The organism is Limnovirga soli (assembly GCF_013106755.1).
Taxonomy (GTDB): Bacteria; Bacteroidota; Bacteroidia; order Chitinophagales; family Chitinophagaceae; genus Limnovirga; species Limnovirga soli.
This window is the reverse complement of the sequence record NZ_WHPF01000012.1, coordinates 141,079-160,317: the sequence shown is the minus strand read 5'-3', so window position 1 is coordinate 160,317 and position 19,239 is coordinate 141,079. Positions and strand designations below refer to the sequence as shown.

The 19,239-nt window shown below is 40.4% G+C and carries 12 protein-coding genes; 6 read left to right on the top strand and 6 right to left on the bottom strand.

Annotated features, from left to right (window positions below; genetic code table 11):
* The first annotated feature begins 22 nt into the window (after positions 1-22).
* Positions 23-1,111 carry an AI-2E family transporter gene (locus GD597_RS16760; RefSeq protein WP_171609049.1) on the top strand — a complete coding sequence of 363 codons (1,089 nt, stop codon included), beginning with the start codon at positions 23-25 and terminating at the stop codon, positions 1,109-1,111.
* A gap of 201 nt (positions 1,112-1,312) precedes the next feature.
* On the opposite strand, the gene GD597_RS16755 is transcribed toward GD597_RS16760, so the two are convergent.
* The 3 genes from GD597_RS16755 to GD597_RS16745 form a co-directional block, all read right to left on the bottom strand.
* Positions 1,313-1,909 carry a 3-keto-disaccharide hydrolase gene (locus tag GD597_RS16755; protein WP_171609048.1) on the bottom strand — a complete coding sequence of 199 codons (597 nt, stop codon included), beginning with the start codon at positions 1,907-1,909 and terminating at the stop codon, positions 1,313-1,315.
* 189 nt (positions 1,910-2,098) lie between these two features.
* Positions 2,099-5,635 carry an amidohydrolase family protein gene (locus GD597_RS16750; protein WP_171609047.1) on the bottom strand — a complete coding sequence of 1,179 codons (3,537 nt, stop codon included), beginning with the start codon at positions 5,633-5,635 and terminating at the stop codon, positions 2,099-2,101.
* 300 nt (positions 5,636-5,935) lie between these two features.
* A complete protein-coding gene (locus GD597_RS16745) occupies positions 5,936-7,126 on the bottom strand; it encodes an aspartate aminotransferase family protein (RefSeq protein ID WP_171609046.1) in 1,191 nt (396 codons plus the stop codon).
* Between the two features lie 206 nt (positions 7,127-7,332).
* Between GD597_RS16745 and GD597_RS16740 the strand changes: the two genes are divergently transcribed.
* Positions 7,333-7,863, top strand: a complete 531-nt coding sequence (locus GD597_RS16740; RefSeq protein ID WP_171609045.1) for a gamma carbonic anhydrase family protein — start codon at positions 7,333-7,335, stop codon at positions 7,861-7,863.
* Positions 7,864-8,110: 247 nt separating this feature from the next.
* Entirely contained in the window at positions 8,111-8,392 is a 282-nt protein-coding gene (locus GD597_RS16735) for a hypothetical protein (protein WP_171609044.1), read from the top strand.
* On the opposite strand, the gene rsgA is transcribed toward GD597_RS16735, so the two are convergent.
* A complete protein-coding gene (gene rsgA / locus GD597_RS16730) occupies positions 8,389-9,318 on the bottom strand; it encodes a ribosome small subunit-dependent GTPase A (protein ID WP_171609043.1) in 930 nt (309 codons plus the stop codon). The two genes, GD597_RS16735 and rsgA, sit on opposite strands and share 4 nt — an antisense overlap.
* A gap of 213 nt (positions 9,319-9,531) precedes the next feature.
* Here rsgA and GD597_RS16725 point away from each other — a divergent pair, with 213 nt between their 5' ends.
* Positions 9,532-10,098, top strand: a complete 567-nt coding sequence (locus GD597_RS16725) for a UbiX family flavin prenyltransferase (protein ID WP_171609042.1) — start codon at positions 9,532-9,534, stop codon at positions 10,096-10,098.
* 188 nt (positions 10,099-10,286) lie between these two features.
* Here GD597_RS16725 and rpsA read toward each other — a convergent pair whose 3' ends face one another.
* Positions 10,287-12,224 (bottom strand): 30S ribosomal protein S1, encoded by a 1,938-nt coding sequence (gene rpsA, locus GD597_RS16720; protein ID WP_171609041.1) that lies wholly within the window; start codon positions 12,222-12,224, stop codon positions 10,287-10,289.
* Positions 12,225-12,624: 400 nt separating this feature from the next.
* On the opposite strand from rpsA, the gene GD597_RS16715 reads away from it, so the two are divergent.
* Entirely contained in the window at positions 12,625-14,844 is a 2,220-nt protein-coding gene (locus GD597_RS16715) for a transferrin receptor-like dimerization domain-containing protein (RefSeq protein WP_171609040.1), read from the top strand.
* A gap of 345 nt (positions 14,845-15,189) precedes the next feature.
* Positions 15,190-16,839, top strand: a complete 1,650-nt coding sequence (locus tag GD597_RS16710) for an acyl-CoA carboxylase subunit beta (RefSeq protein ID WP_171609039.1) — start codon at positions 15,190-15,192, stop codon at positions 16,837-16,839.
* Positions 16,840-16,991: 152 nt separating this feature from the next.
* On the opposite strand, the gene GD597_RS16705 is transcribed toward GD597_RS16710, so the two are convergent.
* Entirely contained in the window at positions 16,992-19,163 is a 2,172-nt protein-coding gene (locus GD597_RS16705; RefSeq protein WP_171609038.1) for a M43 family zinc metalloprotease, read from the bottom strand.
* Positions 19,164-19,239 lie beyond the last annotated feature (76 nt).

Sequence of the window (19,239 nt, the reverse complement as noted above, 5' to 3'; positions counted from 1 at the left end):
TTACACACCTAATTTATACAGTATGGAGACTGCTAAAGACTATAAAGTTAATCGATACTTTTTTCTTGCCATAATTTTAATATTTGGCTTGTTTTTGCTGTATAGTTTGGGCCAGTTTTTTACAGCGTTTTTATCGGCCATTATTTTGTACATACTTAGTAAACCGGTTGTAACCTGGCTTACTAAAAAACACAACTGGAAAAAAGGAAATGCGGCCATTATTGTTATTGTGGTTTCGTTCTTTATTATACTATTACCCATTACCATTCTGGTTTCGATGGTGGTAAATAAAATTGGACAGGCTGCCACCAACCCTGCCGAAATTATGCATACCATAGAACGGTTTGATGCAGTAATTAAAGAGCAAATAGGTTTTGAACTAATTACCGACAAAAACCTGGCTGCTATACAATCATTTGGCACCAATCTTTTATCGGGTATCGTAAACCAGGGCCTCGGATTTTTCTCAGCCATTTTAATGCTCTACTTCTTTTTGTATTTTATGATTACCAATACCAACAGAATGGAAGCTGCTATTTTGTTTTATCTGCCATTTAAAAAAGATAAAATAAAAATGTTTGGCGATGAGTTGGTAGCACAAACATTTAGCAATGCAGTTGGTATACCATTAATTGCTGTGGCGCAGGGTTTATTAGGCTTTATTGCCTATGCTATAACCGGCGTACCCGAAGCTGGTTTTTGGGCGGTAATTACGGGCTTTTCTTCTATTTTACCCATTGTAGGGGCAGGCATTGTTTGGGTGCCAATAGTAATTATTCATTTTGCCAGCGGCCATATTTGGCAGGGCTTTTTCTTATTGGCCTGGGCAGCTTTATTAATGGGTAGTATAGACAATGTTATACGGTTTATGCTGGCCAAACGCATGGCCGATGTACACCCCATAGTAACCGTACTTGGCGTAATAATGGGCTTAAATTATTTCGGATTTATTGGATTAATTTTTGGGCCAGTAGTTATTTCGTTTTTTATTATACTGCTAAAAATTTACTACCTGGAATATCAAAAACCAATAGTCGCAAAAAAGACACCTAAAAGCAGGCAACTGGTACCATCCTATATGCAAACTTTTTTGGGCAATAAAAAAGAGTAGTATTTGTAGCCAGGCTGCTGATAATATAATTGGACTTTACTTGCGTCGCACTCTTGTGCAGCATAGCTTTTGGCAACATACAAAAACAAAAATGGCGGGTAGATGAAACATCTATATGCATCATCTACTCACCATTCACCATTCACAACTCACTACTCACCATTTAACACGGCAAGAAGCAGGCAATCAGCCAAAACTAAACTACAGCTCTTCTATCATCAAATTTTTCCAGCGCACTTTAATACCACCACCATCATGTATTTGCAGGGCAATAAAACCTTCGCCCTTACCAATTTTCTCATCTTTAATATATACCATCTGATGGCCGTTTAACCAGGTAGTAACTTCATCGCCTACTACCCTTATTGTGTATTTATTCCACTTGCCGGTTTTTAAATATTTTTCATCTTCGGCTTTGGGCTGTATTAGCCAGCCACGGCCGTAAGACTCGTAAATACCGCCGGTATGCTGGTTAATAGGTGCTACTTCAGCTTGCCAGCCGCTAATTTTAACACCTTCTATACCACTGCGAAAAAACACACCGCTATTACCATTGGCTTCTTGTTTAAACTGCAGGGTTAACTCAAAATTTTTATAATTTTTATTGGTTGATAAGTAGCCGTAGTTCTTATCGGGGCCACTTTCGCAAACCAATTGGCCTTTTTCCACATACCATTTTTCTGTACCGTTTACAAACCAGCCAGTTAGGTCCTTCCCATTAAACAAAGCTGTTTTTTGCTGTGCCTGCACCTGTGTTACCATGGTGGCGCAAAATAAAATAGCAAGCCATTTTTTCATAATTAATATTTTGGGTAAGATAGCAGTTTTTACGCGAATACACATATAAAACCGGCTGCTTTTTGCCGCCATAAAAGAGGAACCATGAACCGAGCGTGGCAAGTAAAGCCCTATTATTAATGTACAGTTGGGAACATAAAAAAACTGCAACAGCTTATACACTGTTGCAGTTTACAGGTTACAAAAGCATTATTCTTTAATATTGGTATTCATGGTGGGTTTATCGTATTTCCACTCACTCATGTCCAGTTTACGCTGTTGCGGGTACACCTCGTTGCAGGTGCTGCCTTCGTACAAACGGCCATTTTTCATTACAAATTGAATGGTGTTGGTATTGCGTATATTTTCCAATGGGTTTTTGTCCAATATAATCATATCGGCCAGTTTGCCCGGTTCCAGACTGCCCAGGTCTTTATCTAAACCCAAACCGGTAGCACCAAGAATGGTAGCTGTTTTAAGTGCATCGATGGTGCGCATGCCGCCACTTTGCATGGCCCATAATTCCCAATGATAGCCAAGTCCCTGAAACTCGCCATGGCTACCTACACCCACCAAACCACCAGCTTCCACCAGGCTCTTCATATTTTTGGCATGTTTGGGGAATATTTGTTCTTCTGGCAGCGTCCACTGGCCTACCCTCCTTGTTTTTTGTGCAAGTTCTTCGTAAGCAAAGAAATGCTGCACTTTGGCATCATGATAGGGGTTTTCTGTTTCCCAGAAATAATTCTCAGCAAAAGGACCGCCATACGATACGAGTAAGGTTGGGGTAACAATCATTTTTGCCTGTGCAATGGTTTTAAACACATCACTATACAAAGGATAAATAGGCAACGCATGTTCGTGGCCGGGATAACCATCTAGGAGGTTGGTCATATTTAGCTTAAAGTCCAAGCCACCTTCTGTGGTAGGCATTAACTGCTGATTACGGGCCGCAGTAATAATCCATTGTCTTTGTTTGCGGTTACCTGTTAAATACATTTTAATGTATTTGGTATGGTAGTATTTGCTGTATTGCTGTAAAATACTTTCGGCTTGTGCAGAATCTTTTACATTATAATACCAATAACCAACACCCGGACCTGTAGAGTAAACACGCGGACCAATCATGCTGCCGGCATCTACCATATCGCCATAAGTAAGCACATCGGAGGTAGCAGTTTGCGGGTCACGGGTGGTAGTTACCCCGTAGGCAAGATTAGCGGCATAAATCCAAATTTGATTTTTGTGAATACCCCAATTAGGCCACATATGTGCATGCGGATCTACAAAACCGGGTATAATAGTTTTACCCGTCATATCCATAATTTTAGCTCCTGAAGGGGCAGCAACCGTACCTGTTTTACCTACTGCACTAATGCGGTTATTTACCACTAACACATCTCCATTCTCAAAAACTTCATCGCCTTTCATAGTAATAATACGAGCATTCTTCATTAATACTGTGCTCTGCGGCATATCCTTTTTGAAAAAGACTTTTACATCTGTTTCTGCTGCCTTGTATTTAGGATCGTCTTTACTAATATCTTTTTTGGCAGTAGTATCTTTTGCTTTAATAGAATCCTGAATTATTTTTAAAGAATCGGCCGCTTTCTTTAGTGTAGAGTCGGCGGCAAGGCGGGCAGTAGAATCGAGTATTCTTTTGGCTTCCAGCTTTTTAGCGGCTGCCAGGCTATCCTCGAAAGCCTGGGCTTTATCTACATCATAAGTAAAATGGGTGCTGCCCAAACTCCAGTACACAGTTTTACCATCACTTTGCCAGTAAGGAAACTCCCCACCAATTTCTGTTAGTTTACGGGCAGGAAATTCAGCATCATCTGCACTTGCTACAGAGATATTATTAAGTTTACCGGTTTTAGGAATGGTAACCACATAAATATCGTTGTTAATTTGGGTAAGTGCCCTATCTCCAGTTGGCGACATGGTGATCCATGAGGCAGCAGAAGGCATATTCATTTCTCTTTCCTTATCATTTTCATCCTCAGCAGATACAATACATTTCATGGCTTCGGGATCGGGACGGCCATTTTTTGTGGCAATAGATCCATACGTAGTAATACCGGTAACATGGGCCATTTTTTTCTCATCGGTACCATCCCATTTAATAGAAATCAGGTCGCCATTGCCATTGGTAAGATATATTCTATCCTGTCCTTTTACAAAATGTGGGTTATAACGGCCAAGACTTTTATCGATTAATGTAATATCGCCGCCGGTAGCATTTATATAACACAATTCATCTTCACTACCATCATAGCCGGGGCCATAAGAATCCTTATAAACCCTTGCTTTGCTGCGCATAAAAACAATCCTGTCTCCGCTGGTATTAAACACAGGGTTTTGATACAAGCCCGGTTCTTTGGTTAATTGTTGCGGTGTATTTGTTTTGCCATTAAGCGTAATGCGATACAACTGACCACCATCTGCCATCCAGGTAGTATATACTAAACTATTACCATCTGGAGACCAGGTTGGCTGGGCTTCAGTTTGCTCATTGGTAGTAACCCGTTTAGGGGTTCCACCTGGATAATCCATGGTATACAAACGATTTAATACAGTAAATGCCAGTTTTTTCCCATCGGGTGAAGGAACAGCATCCCTTATTTGTGTGGCTTGCTGAAAAGCAGTATCGCTAACCGGATATTTAAAACTCAACTGCGGTCCTAACTCTAACTGCAGATTAGCATTAAAAGGAATATCGGTTATAGCACCACCATCAATAGCAATACGGTGGAATTTACCACCATACGAAACTACAAGGGATTTACTATCAGGCATAAAAGCCATAGCCGGCAATACACCCAGCGGCGCAATAGATTCCTGCTCATCTCTTTGTACCGGATAAGCAATCCATTTTTCTTCACCATTTTGCAAATTGCGCAATACCAGCCCGGTTTTATCTTCAAACCGGCTACCATAAACCATCCATTTACCATCTTTAGATAATACCGGCGTAAAAGCAGAGCCATATCGTGAGGTAATGGTATTAATTTTACCATTCTCCCTGTCGTACACCCCAATTTCGTATTGCGGTAATTGAGCATTATAATTCCATGCCCCCATACGCTCAGAAAAATAAACATAGCGGCCATCAGCACTTACCGCAGGGTCAATGGTTTTTAAATAAGAAGGGGCATCAATCAACTGAATACCTCCACCGCCTTTGCGATGCACCATATATAATTTGGTGTTTCGGCGGCCCTTGGCATAAACAATATAATTGCCATCAGGTGTCCAGCAGGCGCTGGGAAAGTATTGGTTATGATCACTTGTTAATTGCACCGTGTCTTTTTTCTCGGTATCTATATACCACACATTATCGGCACCACTACGGTCAGATATAAATAGAATCTTTTTTCCATCCGGACTGTACCTTGGATGCACATCATAGGCCATCCCTTTTGTAATGGCAGTTGCTGTGCCGCCTGCAACAGGCATGGTATACAGGTCTCCCATCAAATCAAACAACAGGGTTTGCCCATCAGGACTAACATCCAGGCTCATCCACGAGCCTTCTTCGGTACTAAAATCAATTTTGCGGGTTGGTTTAAGGGGAAGGCTTTTGTTCTCAGTAAATTGTACAGAATCTTTCTTAGTCGTATCCGTTACCGGGCTGTGCTTATCCGTATAGCCAATTAAGCCATAGTTGGCATCGGCATTGGCCAGTATAAGTATAGGAACAGCAAGCAAAGCAAGCTTACCTACCGTAAGCCATGTTGAATATTTCATAAGCAGTATTTTATGGGAGGTAATTTAGGAAACTTAGTGCTTGCAAACCAATGCCAAACCGTTTTATTTGATGAATGGCATTTAAGATTTTTATAAAACAGCCGAAAGGCACTGTATTAGCCCGGCGATTGCATTGTAATTGGGCTTTACTTGCGTCGCACTCTTGTGCGGTTGCCTGTATGGCATCAGGGTAACATCTAAAAATTAAATACTTACCTGCTGAGTAAGATCCAGAGCGTACAAGAGTGCGACGCAAGCGGCGATGCCACTTGTACTTATGCCTGGCTCATAAATTTTTTATTAACTTAAGGCCACTTCGTCAATAGCCTGTAAGATGATATCGCAGGCATGTATCAATTGCTGATTGGTGGTAATTAATGGTGGGCCAATACGTAAACATTCGGGGGCAAACAAAAACCAATCTGTAATTAAACCTTTCTCAATGCAACGGTGAATAATTTGCTGGTTTTGCTCAAAATTGGAAAACCTAACCGATGCCCAAATTCCAGCCGTTTGTACCGATAAAATTGCGGGGTGTACTAAATGCTGTTGCAATAGTTTCTCTTTCTCAGCAATAGTTGCCAACAGGTTTTCCTGCAACAATACTTCGAAAGCTGCTTTACCGGCTGCACAAGAAACCGGATGGCCACCAAATGTGCTAATATGACCCAGCACCGGGTGATGGGTAAGTGTGCTCATTAATGCATGACTGGCTATAAACGCACCCAATGGCATGCCGCCGCCAAGGGCCTTGCCTAATAATAAAATATCAGGAACTATTTGGTATTGCTCAAATGCCCATAAGGTGCCGGTACGGCCAAAGCCAGCCTGTATTTCATCCAGTATTAACAAGGCACAATGATTGTTACAGGCAGTTCTTATGGATTGCAACCAGGCTGTAGATGGCTTTGTAATACCACTCTCTGCCTGTACTGTTTCCAGTATTACGCAGGCAGTTTGGCTATCGATGGCATCAATTGCATCGGGGCTATTATAATCGTAATGGTAAATATCGGGTAACAATGGCCTGAAGGCATTGCGCCAGTATTCATCGCCCATTACGCTTAAAGCACCTTGAGTGCTGCCATGGTAACTTTTATTAAAAGAAATAATTTTTGATCTTCCGGTAACCCGCTTGGCCAGTTTCATGGCACCTTCGGTTGCTTCGGCACCGCTATTGGTAAAGTATACACAGTTTAAGGTGGCGGGTAAATAATCGGCAAGTAATTTGGCATATGCCACCTGTGGGCTTTCTATAAATTCTCCATACACAATCAGGTGCATATAGGCGGCAGCCTGTTGTTGTACAGCGGCAACTACATTTGGATGTGAATGTCCAATATTGGCTACACTAAAGCCGGATATTAAATCCATATAAGCTTTACCCTGAATATCGTATTGGTATATGCCGGCTGCTTTTACAATTTCTAACCCTATGGGTGCCGGTGAAGTTTGGGCAATATGCTGCTGAAATAGTTGACGTTGGTTCATGTTTGTAAAATATGCACACAAATGAAGCCCAAAGTTAGCAGAAGTTATTTGTACCTTTTAACTTCGTATGGTGTGTAGTTACTGTGCAGGCCTCTTGCTGCATTTGGCTATGGCGCACAAGAGTGCGACGCAAGCGGGATGAGGAATGGTTTATTGCCTGGCTTATAAATAATTAATTGCAATTCTTTCATTTTAAATTTTTTGATATGGCTTTTATTTATCCGGTGCTGGATAAGCACCCCAAGTTTGGTACAGGTTGTTTTATAGCCCCCAACGCTACCATTGTTGGAGATGTTGTGGCAGGTAATGAATGTAGCTTTTGGTTTAATGCAGTAGTAAGGGGCGATGTAAATTTTATTACGCTGGGTAATAAAGTAAACGTGCAGGATGGTGCCATTATACACTGCACTTTTCAAAAAAACCCTACCGTTATTGGTAATAATGTTTCTATTGGTCATAATGCTATTGTACATGGCTGCACCATAATGGATGATGTTTTGATAGGTATGGGCTCGATTATTATGGACCGTTGTATAGTACATAGCAATTCCATTGTTGCTGCCGGCAGTGTTTTACTGGAAGGTACCGTTGTTGAAGAAGGCAGTATTTATGCCGGTGTGCCTGCCAAAAAGGTAAAAGATATATCTAAGGAGCTTATACATGGCGAAATTGACCGCATTGCCAATAATTATTTAAAATATTCTTCCTGGTTTTCTGAAATTAATGCAGCGAAATAAAAAATGGTATTGTCTTATAAAACATAGGATAATTTCCGGGCCGCCGCCAAACTAACTGCTTTTTACTTTTTTATGACATATTTCCGGGAATTATCCTCCCTTTTTAGCACGGTATTTGCGTAACTATATATAAAATTCTTGTTCTTTTTTTGTTTACCCTTAGATACTTTCTAACGACAAAGCCTGACTGGAATTTACCAACAAAACATTTTTATATTAATTACGTTATATTTAAAAAGGGGAACCTATGACACTAAATCAGTACAACACCAGCTACACCACCATCATTGATGACAATGCATCATTACAGCAGTTTTACACCTACACGCAGGCATTAAGCAATAACAAAAGAGTACGTTTTGTAGATAAGCTTGACGAAGTGTATAATATTGACTGGAATTTTAAATACCGTGGCCATGCGCTTACATTACAGTACAGTATTTATAATGGAATTACTTTGGCACCGCTTGATACAAAGGATGCAAAAGTAGCCGATAAGGTAGCTTTAATTTTAAAAGCAAGGGTTTAATATCCTGTTGCGTTTTCTATTGAATCCAATACCTTATAGTAGCTTACATAGCGCTCCATATATATTTCTCCATGTTCTGCCGCGTATTTTACTGCACACCCTGGCTCGTTTATATGAATACAATTATTAAACTGGCAATTGTGCAGTAAAGCCCGCATTTCCGGATAGTAATGCGATAATTCCTGTTTTGAGATATCGGTTATTCCAAATTCCCTGATACCAGGCGTATCAATAATGCTGCCACCAAATGGTAAATCAAACATTTCGGCAAATGTGGTGGTATGCAAACCTTTGCCACTCCAGCCACTTACATCCTGGGTACGCAAATCCAGTGCTGGAAAAATGGCATTTATAAAAGTTGATTTACCTACCCCACTATGGCCCGACAATAAGGTTGTTTTATTGGCCAATATCTCTTTCAATTCTTCAATTCCGTCTTTTTTGGCAATGCTGGTAAGCAAAATACGATACCCCAGCGATTCATAAATTTCTTTTAGCAGCTCATATTGCAGCATTTCCTTCTTACGGTACAAGTCGGCCTTATTAAAAACAATTACCGCAGGTACATGGTAGGCTTCCGATGCAATTAAAAATCTGTCAATAAATCCTTGTGAAGTTTTTGGCTCTTTTAATGTGGCAAACAACAACAACTGGTCAAGGTTCGATGCCACAATATGCCTTTGTTTATTATGGTGCGGTGTAGTACGTGCAATATAATTTTTGCGGTCGCAAATCTCTACAATCATACCAGTTTGTTCCAGCTCATTTTCCATTTCCACAATAACCTCATCGCCAACGGCAATGGGGTTTGTAGAGGAAATTCCATCAATTTTAAAAATACCTTTTATGCGGCATTGCATAAATACCCCTTCTTCGGTTTTTACCAAATACCAACTGCCGGTAGATTTATACACTCTTGCTTTCATCCGTACGAAGATACTAAGCATTTTTACGTAAAGGCCTCAAATGCATGCTATATAAATACTCTTTAACCAAACTGTATAGCTTCTATTAATCACCGCTTGCGTCGCACTCTTGTACTGCAACAATACTATGCAGCAAATGGCATTACATCAAAACGAATAAGGAATGATTGTAACCATTTGCATGTTACATTTGTTTATACATAAAATAAGGTAATGAACAACAAAATTGTAGTAGCCATAACCGGAGCCAGCGGTGCTATTTATGCGCAGCTACTTATTGAAAAACTACTCACCCTGCAGCACCAATGGCAGGAGCTAAGTGTGGTAATGAGTAAAAATGCCAAAGACATTTGGCAAACGGAACTGGGCAATACAGATTATACCAAATATCCGGTACGCTTCTTTGATAAATACGATTTTTCTGCCCCCTTTGCATCTGGCTCGGCCCGGTACAATACTATGATTGTGGCGCCTTGCAGTATGGGCACCTTGGGCCGCATTGCCGGAGGCATTAGCGACGATTTGGTTACCCGTGCAGCAGATGTAGTGTTGAAAGAAAGAAGAAAACTTATTTTAATGGTACGGGATACCCCTTATAACCTTATTCATATTAAAAATATGGAAGCCCTAACCCTGGCCGGGGCTATTATTTGCCCGGCAACGCCTTCTTTTTATAATAAACCAACCACCATAGAAGCAGTTGCCATGACGGTGGTAGACCGGGTGCTTGATTTGGCTGGTTTGGACATCAATACTTTTCGTTGGGGTAATGCGGAATAAGCTGCCCCAATTTTTCAGATTTTTATTAATTACTGCTTGCCGCACCAAGTTGATGCAGTACAAGTGTGCGACGCAAGTAAAGCTGCTTCACCAGCTGCAGCCAGGCCCCAAAAGGATACATTTATGATTGCCATAAAACAAAAATGCCCCGCTTGTAACGGAGCATTTTTTATGAAATTAGCAGTAAACTATTTCTTGTTATCTTCTTCCTGCTGTAATTTTTCTTTGATTTCAGCTAAAGCACCTAAATCTCCAAGAGTAGCTTTTTCTACTTTGCTTTGAACAGCTTTAACCGCTTTTTGAGTTTTTACTGCTTCGGCAGTAGCTTCTTTTTTAGCGGCTTCTTTTTCTTCTATTTTAGCTTGTTCCCAAATTCTGCTGTGGCTTAACACAATGCGTTTTTCATTGCGGTCAAACTCAATTACAACAAATTCTGCGGTTTCATCAGCTACAACAGTTTTACCATCTTCTTTACCTAAATGACGGCTAGGAGCAAAACCTTCTAAACCATAAGGTAATTGAACAATAGCACCTTTATCGTCTTTACGGGTAACAGTACCTTCGTGAACAGAACCTACTGCAAATGTTTCCTGTAAAGAATTCCAAGGATCTTCTTCCAGTTGTTTGTGGCCTAACTGCAGTTTTCTGTTTTCTTTATCAACACCTAAGATGATGATATCGATATGTTCGCCCACTTTAGTGTACTCAGATGGGTGGTTAAAGCGTTTTAACCAGCTTAGGTCGCTAATGTGAATCATACCACCAATACCTGGTTCCAGTTCAACAAATACACCATAGTTGGTAATATTTTTTACCAAACCGGCATGTTTGCTGGCTTCTGGGTATTTGGTTTCAATGGTATTCCATGGGTCTTGAGTAAGCTGTTTGATAGAAAGACTCATTTTGCGTGAATCTTTATCCAGTGTTACCACTTTAGCCTCATGCTCATCATTTAACTTAAAGTATTCTTTAGCATTAATTGGTGTGTTAGCCCAGGTAATTTCACTTACGTGTACCAAACCTTCAACACCAGGCTGAATTTCTAAGAATGCACCATAGTCTTCAATATTAACCACTTTACCTTTTACGGTAGCGCCTTCAATAATCCACTCAGGCAACACATCCCAAGGGTGTGGGGTTAATTGTTTTAAACCAAGGCTGATACGTTTTTTGTCGTCGTCGAAATCCAGTACCACCACTTGTAATTTCTGATCCATTTTCAACACCTCTGCAGGGTGAGAAATACGGCCCCATGAAATATCGGTGATGTATAGTAAACCGTCTAAGCCACCAAGATCCATAAAGGCACCAAAATCGGTGATATTCTTTACAGTTCCTTCCAGTACCTGTCCTTTTTCAAGCTTACTCATAATTTCTGCACGTTGTGCTTCAATATCACTTTCAATAAGTGCTTTATGAGAAACAACTGCATTTTTAATGGTCTCGTTAATCTTAACCACTTTAAATTCCATTGTTTTACCCACAAACTGATCGTAATCAGTAACCGGTTTAACATCGATCTGAGAACCTGGTAAGAATGTTTCCATACCAAATACATCTACAATCAAGCCACCTTTTGTTTTGCTGGTAACCACACCGGTAACCACTTCGCCGGTTTTGTGTACTTCCATAATACGCTGCCATGCACGGAAAATGCGGGCAGATTTGCGGCTAAGGTGTAAGTGACCCTGACGGTCTTCTTTTTCTACCACCATTACTTCAACCGCATCACCAATTTTAATATTAGGTAAATCGCGGAATTCGTTCAAAGAAATTAAACCATCACTCTTAAAACCAATGTTTATTACCGCATCAGTTTTGGTAAGTGCTACCACTAAACCATTTACAATTTCATTGTCTTCAATCTGTACAAAAGTGTCATCATACACTTTATCGTACTTTGCTTTTTCTTCCGGTGCATAATGAGAAACATTACGTTTGTCAATGCTCCAGTCAAAATCATCATGTGCTGTAACAACAGCAACTACTTCAGCTACAACAGGTGCAACTTCAGCAACAGCAGGTTCATTTGTTATCGCTGTAGATACTTCTGCGGCTGTATTTTCAGCCACCGGAGCAGTCTCCTGTGCATCAGCGTTTGGATTAACAATATTGTTTTCTGACATAAATAGATCCCGATGGTTTTATTTCGGGGCTGCAAAAGTAAGGTTTTATTGCTTACATATGCATTTTCAAGCCCAATAATTAGCCCAGCTACAGAACATTTATTAAGCCCATTTGCGTCGCACTCTTGTACTGTAACAAAACTTGCAGCAAATACAATACAAAAAATTCCTATACTTAAGCAGTTTCCTCCAAAAATGGGCTGTTTTGCTGCATATAGTTATCCTTGCACAAGTGTGCGACGCAAGTATAGTTCCAACGCTGTTCTTTGGCCGGGCCCAACAAAATAATGACACAAAAAATGGCTAAATACACATTAGGTTAGCAAAAAAGGGCACTTTACATGGTAAATAGTAATTTCTTGGCTTGTTTCAATATCTTCATCAACACAAAAAATATTGTATGAAAAATCTATATACCAGTTTTTTTGCCCTGCTGCTGGGTGCATCTGTTCTAGCACAAACCAATACCATAAAAGGTTTTAGTAAGGAGGCTGCAGCCAAACAACTGGCACTTGAAACCCAATTTGATGCTAACCTAAGTGCTGCCAATATTGGTAATACCATAAAAGAATTATCGGTAAAACCACACCATTTGGGTTCGCAGGGTGGCAAAGAAGTGATTGATAATATTTACAACAAGTTGGTTTCCTATGGCTTTGAGGCAAAAAAAGTGGACTATAAAGTGCTTTTCCCCACCCCTAAAACCCGGGTTTTGGAAATGACATCCCCTACAGTATTTAAAGCTTTATTAAAAGAACCAGCGCTAAAAGAAGATCTTACCTCTGGCCAAACAGACCAACTTCCCAGCTACAATGCATGGAGTGCCGATGGTGATGTTACTGCCCAACTTGTATTTGTAAATTATGGCTTACCAGCTGACTATGAAACACTGGAAAGATTAGGTATTGATGTAAAAGGTAAAATTGTAATTGCCAAATATGGCCGTTCATGGAGGGGTATTAAGCCAAAAGTAGCCCAGGAACACGGGGCAATTGGATGTATTATTTACTCAGACCCCCGGGATGATGGTTATTACCAGGGCGATGTGTACCCAAAAGGTCCTTTTAAAAATGAGTTTGGTGTACAAAGGGGTTCTATTATGGATATGGTCATTTATCCCGGCGATCCGCTTACACCCAATATTGGCGCAACAGAAAATGCAGAACGCATCAGCAGCCATAACAATGCGCCCAATCTGCTAAAAATACCCGTACTCCCCATAAGTTATCATGATGCCATACCATTGTTACAAGCGTTGGAAGGCCCGGTTGCACCAGATGGTTGGAGAGGTGCACTGCCTTTTACTTACCATATTGGGCCGGGAAAATCAACGGTACATTTAAAATTAGCGTTTGAATGGAATATGGTTACCTGCACAGATGTTATTGCCACCATAAAAGGAACACAGTTCCCGGATGAATGGGTAATAAGAGGCAACCACCACGATGCCTGGGTAAATGGCGCTGATGACCCTATTAGCGGTCAGGCCGCTTTATTGGAAGAAGCCAAAGCCATTGGTGCTTTATTAAAAACCGGCTGGAAACCAAAACGCAGTTTGGTGTATTGCGCCTGGGATGGTGAAGAACCCGGATTAATAGGTTCAACAGAATGGGTCGAAGACAATGCCAAAGAATTACAGCAAAAAGCGGTGGTATATATCAATAGCGATGGAAATGAACGAGGCTTTTTGGATGCTGGCGGCTCCCATGCGCTGGAACCTTTTATGACAGAAATTGCCGCTTCTATAACAGACCCTCAAACCAATATAAGTTTACTTGAAAGGGCCAAAGCTCAGGCAATTATAAATGCCGGCTCAGTAAAAGCCAAAAAAGATGCCATGGCTAAAACCACTTTAGACCTGGAAGCATTGGGTTCAGGATCAGATTTTTCCTCCTTTTTACAACACCTTGGCATACCTGCTCTAAACCTTGGCTTTGGGGGTGAGGGTGGTGGTGGCGAATACCATTCCATTTACGATTCATATGATAATTACCGCCGCTTTAAAGATCCCAGTTTTGCATATGGGGTAGCTCTTTCTAAAACGGCAGGCCACGCAGCCTTACGTATGGCCGAAGCAGAAGTATTGCCCTTCGATTTTAGAAACCTTACTATTACCATACAAGGCTATGTGAAAGAATTGATGCTGATCACCGATAATATGCGTGACGAAACCAAAACAGATAACGAAATTATTAAAAGCAATAAATATGCATTGGCTACTGACACAGCCCTGCATATGAGTGCACCAAAACCTAAATCAGAAGTTCCGTTTGTTGATTTTTCTCCAATTCAAAATGCATTGGCAGCATTACAGGTTTCAACAGATAGCCTGTCTATCCGATGGAGTGCCGAAACCATTACCAGTAGTAATTTAAACAGTTTTAATACCGGAATATTTAAAGCTGAACAACAGTTGCTTTTGCCAAAAGGCCTGCCACGCAGGTCATGGTATAAACATGCTATTTATGCGCCCGGCTATTATACCGGTTATGGCGTAAAAACATTACCCGGAATAAGAGAAGCCATAGAGCAGCGCAACTGGAAGGAAGCCAAAGACCAAATAGCCGCTGCCGCCGCCGCTATCAACCAGCTTAGTGCTTATTTAAATGGCATACGATAAACAACCAGCTTACCATTAAACAGGTTGTACCGGGATTATTTATATTAAACTGCCAGTAATAAATTTATTAACCAGGCATAAGAATTCCTGTGCATCCTTACTTGCGTCGCACACTTGTGCGCTGGTATTGCTATTGGGCAAACAACAGCCACAATATCCTACCTTATCCTAGTTGCCGGTAAATAATATTTAGGTACTTTCTAAAACAATGAAAAACCAGTTAATCCAGCCTCAAGTGCAGCAAGTTTAATTATTTGCAAAAATTAAAACGGATATTTAATTCCCTAGTAAAAAATTCTAAAAGCACTACATAGCCCTATCTTTGTTTACCTAACAATTGTAAGCATGAACCTGGCATTTAATAAAAATGAAGACTGGATGAAAATGCTGTGCAGCGATGTACAACAACGCCTTTCTGTTATTGAACAGGGTGGCGGCAAAAAAGCCATAGAAAAACAAAAAGAACGCAATAAACTTACGGCACGTCAAAGGCTACAATTTTTATTGGACGCCAACAAACCATTTGTAGAAATTGGTGCATTTGCAGGTTATGAAATGTATGCAGAACAAGGCGGCTGTGCCGCTGCAGGCACCGTTAGCGGCATTGGCTATATTAGTGGCAGGCAATGTGTGGTGGTAGCAAACGATCAAACTGTAAAAGCCGGGGCATGGTTTCCCATTGCCTGTAAGAAAAACTTACGGATGCAGGAGATTGCTATGGAAAACAATCTGCCCATCATTTATCTGGTGGATAGTGCCGGTGTATTCTTGCCTTTACAAGATGAAATATTTCCCGATAAAGAACATTTCGGACGCATTTTCCGCAACAATGCTCGCATGAGCGCTATGGGCATTACCCAAATTGCTGCAGTAATGGGCGCCTGTGTAGCAGGCGGCGCTTACCTGCCCATAATGAGCGACGAAACCCTGATGGTAGAAGGCAATGGCAGCATTTTCCTGGCCGGCGCATATTTAGTAAAAGCGGCTATTGGAGAAGAGATAGATAATGAAACATTGGGTGGCGCCGTTACGCACACCGAAATAAGTGGCATTGCCGATTATAAGTTTAAAACCGAGGAGGAATGCCTTACCCAAATAAAAAAAATAGTTGGCAAGCTAAACAGGCAGCCCGATGCCGGATTTAACCGAATTACATCATTTCCATCAGCCAAAGACGCCAATGAATTGTATGGCATAATGCACCAGCAAAACAGCAAACCCTATGATGTACTGGAAATAATTGACCGCATTGTAGACAGGGATGAAACCAACCCTACCCTATCATCGTTTGACCAGTTTAAAAAAGATTATGGCAAAACAATTGTATGCGGTTATGCCCGCATTGATGGCTGGGCAGTAGGCATTGTAGCCAATCAACGCCTTATTGTAAAAAACAAAAAAGGTGAAATGCAATTAGGTGGTGTTATTTATAACGATAGTGCAGATAAAGCAGCCCGCTTTATTCTTAACTGCAACCAGAAAAAAATACCACTTGTATTTTTGCAGGATGTTACCGGCTTTATGGTAGGCAGCCGTAGCGAGCACAGTGGTATAATAAAAGACGGCGCCAAACTGGTAAATGCTGTAGCCAACAGCATTGTACCAAAATTTACTATCATCACTGGCAATAGTTATGGTGCAGGTAATTACGCTATGTGTGGTAAGGCCTACGACCCCCGTTTTATTTACGCCTGGCCCAGCGCTAAAATTGCAGTAATGGGGGGCGAGCAGGCAGCCAAAACCCTATTGCAAATTCAGGTAGCATCCATGAAAGCAAAAGGTAAAGAAGTTAGTATAGAAGAAGAAAATCTGTTGTTAAATAAAATAAAAGACAGTTACGAAAAACAAACCACGCCTTATTATGCAGCTGCACGTTTATGGGTAGATAATATTATAGATCCGCTTCACACCCGTATGCTTATAAGCGAGGGCATTGCAGCGGCCAATCATAATCCACATTTTGAGACTTTTAAAACGGGTGTATTTCAGGTATAAAACGGGCCATTTTTTGTTATTATTTTGTAACCGGCAGTATTATTGCAGGGCATCGCCTCTTGCCACGCTCGGTTCAGGGTTCCTCTTTTTTGGCAGCAAAAAAACAGCTAATTAGGAAAAGATTGTACTAATATAAATTAGCTGTAAAACAGTTATTGTAGCAAAATTTTCTTCTTACAAATACCACCCTGCATAAATAACTGTACATAATACATTCCCGCAACGGTATTGGCAGGCAGTACAATTTTACCTGCCTGCATATAACAAGATATGCTTTGTCCTAAAGCATTAAAAATCTGCGCATTTTTTATTGATGTAAAATCAACATTTTTTATAATAATCTTATTAATTGCCTCGCCACGGAAAATTGTTAATCCAGCACAACTGGTATTTGAAAATAATTGGTTGTCGATGCTTGCAGATTTTGCATTATTGCGAGGCGCATTTTTTACACTAATATTATCCAGGTATAGTAAATTCTCCATGCCGCAAATATTTTTAAAACTCACCAGCACATTAGGTTCATTAGCAAAGTCTGACAAATCAATAAACTCCCTTTTCCATTCATCAAGACTATCGGGAGAAAGATAACCATAACGCCCATTTTGAGCTGTGGAAAGCTCCTTTCCACCCTTGTTAAACACCATACGCCAGGATAAACCGCAGTTTTTAGAAACCAAAATTTGCAAAGTATCACTAACAGGCCTGCCATATTTATACAGTGCAAATGCCCTGTCGAAACTTAACACTGGGTTTGATTGGCCACTAAAATCAAGTGCAGGCAAAAGCAGCTCATCCACACTACCTTTTTTAAATGATTCAATATTGTCCATCATTACACTAGGAGCATATCCGCTTAATTGCGAACCTGTAGTAGGTGTCCATGTAAATAATCCATCGGGATTTAAAATAGACCATCCTGATGGTGGAAATTTTAATGATGTGAATGTTTCTGCAAATGGCAGTTTTTGAAATGCCGCGGTATTATTATTCAAAACAATTTCCATCTTATCATTAACCACATTTTCATCCTTAACTCCATTTGGTTTTATTGTTGAAAAAGTTAGATGCAATGGGCCAGCAGTATTAAAATAAATTTTATCCAATTCAAGAGTATCATTGTTGTAGGAAGACACAGACAGGTTGCTAAATGTTTTACTAACCAACCCACTTCCTGCAACTCCATATAAAATTGTAAAGGATGTAAGCAGGGTTTTGCCATAATTTCTAATTACAATTTTTGGTTTAACAAAACCCGCACAGGTATAAGTATTATTTGCAGGAGAAAGAATCTCCTTTATACCAATATCATTATTGGCCATCAGTGGGTTTTGCAATGCTTTGGAATATTGCAAATAAGGTGTCATTACATAATATGCAGCCAGCATTCTATCGGCCTGGCCCTGGGTAAAAAGATTCATACAACCATCATCAGAATAATCCATATAATCCATAAAAGCATCGCTGGTATCTTTTATGCAGGATGGATGGGGGAAAACAGGACATCCAAAATTAGCTACCGTTTGGGTTGGGGTATCCCACACATGGTCATCATCAGCACAATCCGGCAAACCGGTTATATCTGTTGGGCCCCATGTATGATCAAGATTAAAATAATGTCCCATTTCGTGTGTTACAGTCCGGCCCAGATTATATGGAGGGGTGGTTATACCTACTGTACCAAAATACCTATAATCGCACATTATCCCATCACGCCTAAAGCTTCCGCCGGGGAAATAGGTTACAGCAAAAGTATTAGTGCTTTTTGCCAAACGGCAAACGTATAAGTTTACATAGAAGCGTGGATCCCAGGGATCTTGCCCGCCCAGTGAAGTGTAGTAAATTCGGGCATCAAGACCAAAGCCGGTATCTATATAAGTATACCTTCTGTTTATTCCTGTGGTGGGTAAGCCATCGGGATCTTGCTTTGCAAGGCGAAAATAAAAATTGGTTTTGCCTCTGCGTTCTTTAAAATAACCAGGCGTATTTAAGGTGTCTGCATTAAAGCCGTTAAAATCCTCGTTAAGTACTTTTATTTGAGAAAGCACCTGTGAATCGGAAATATTTTCGCGGGTTTTATTCCAAAGTATATGTACAACAACAGGAATAAAAATACTGTCTTTTTTGCCTGTCCTATTTTTATTGGCACTAAGCCAGGTGTCTGCAGAGCGCTTTAAAACCTCACGTTGTTTTTTATATAACAGATGTGAACTTTCAAAAGTGTTATTTACAGCATAAGTGGCACAGCGCTGTATTTTTTGGGCATTAACTGCCATTTGGCAGGCCAAACAAACAAGCAAACAAAAAGATATATTTTTATTCATTGGTCCTGTATTTAGCAAAGTGCAATTAAAAGTAGCGTCATTTTAACTTGCCAATGCTTAAAAATTTATAACCCAT

Bases quoted from the DNA above. Each gene is read 5' to 3' on its own strand.
- GD597_RS16760 (WP_171609049.1), top strand. From the start codon at position 23: ATGGAGACTGCTAAAGACTATAAAGTTAATCGATACTTTTTTCTTGCC.
- GD597_RS16755 (WP_171609048.1), bottom strand. From the start codon at position 1,909: ATGAAAAAATGGCTTGCTATTTTATTTTGCGCCACCATGGTAACACAG.
- GD597_RS16750 (WP_171609047.1), bottom strand. From the start codon at position 5,635: ATGAAATATTCAACATGGCTTACGGTAGGTAAGCTTGCTTTGCTTGCT.
- GD597_RS16745 (WP_171609046.1), bottom strand. From the start codon at position 7,126: ATGAACCAACGTCAACTATTTCAGCAGCATATTGCCCAAACTTCACCG.
- GD597_RS16740 (WP_171609045.1), top strand. From the start codon at position 7,333: ATGGCTTTTATTTATCCGGTGCTGGATAAGCACCCCAAGTTTGGTACA.
- GD597_RS16735 (WP_171609044.1), top strand. From the start codon at position 8,111: ATGACACTAAATCAGTACAACACCAGCTACACCACCATCATTGATGAC.
- rsgA (WP_171609043.1), bottom strand. From the start codon at position 9,318: ATGAAAGCAAGAGTGTATAAATCTACCGGCAGTTGGTATTTGGTAAAA.
- GD597_RS16725 (WP_171609042.1), top strand. From the start codon at position 9,532: ATGAACAACAAAATTGTAGTAGCCATAACCGGAGCCAGCGGTGCTATT.
- rpsA (WP_171609041.1), bottom strand. From the start codon at position 12,224: ATGTCAGAAAACAATATTGTTAATCCAAACGCTGATGCACAGGAGACT.
- GD597_RS16715 (WP_171609040.1), top strand. From the start codon at position 12,625: ATGAAAAATCTATATACCAGTTTTTTTGCCCTGCTGCTGGGTGCATCT.
- GD597_RS16710 (WP_171609039.1), top strand. From the start codon at position 15,190: ATGAACCTGGCATTTAATAAAAATGAAGACTGGATGAAAATGCTGTGC.
- GD597_RS16705 (WP_171609038.1), bottom strand. From the start codon at position 19,163: ATGAATAAAAATATATCTTTTTGTTTGCTTGTTTGTTTGGCCTGCCAA.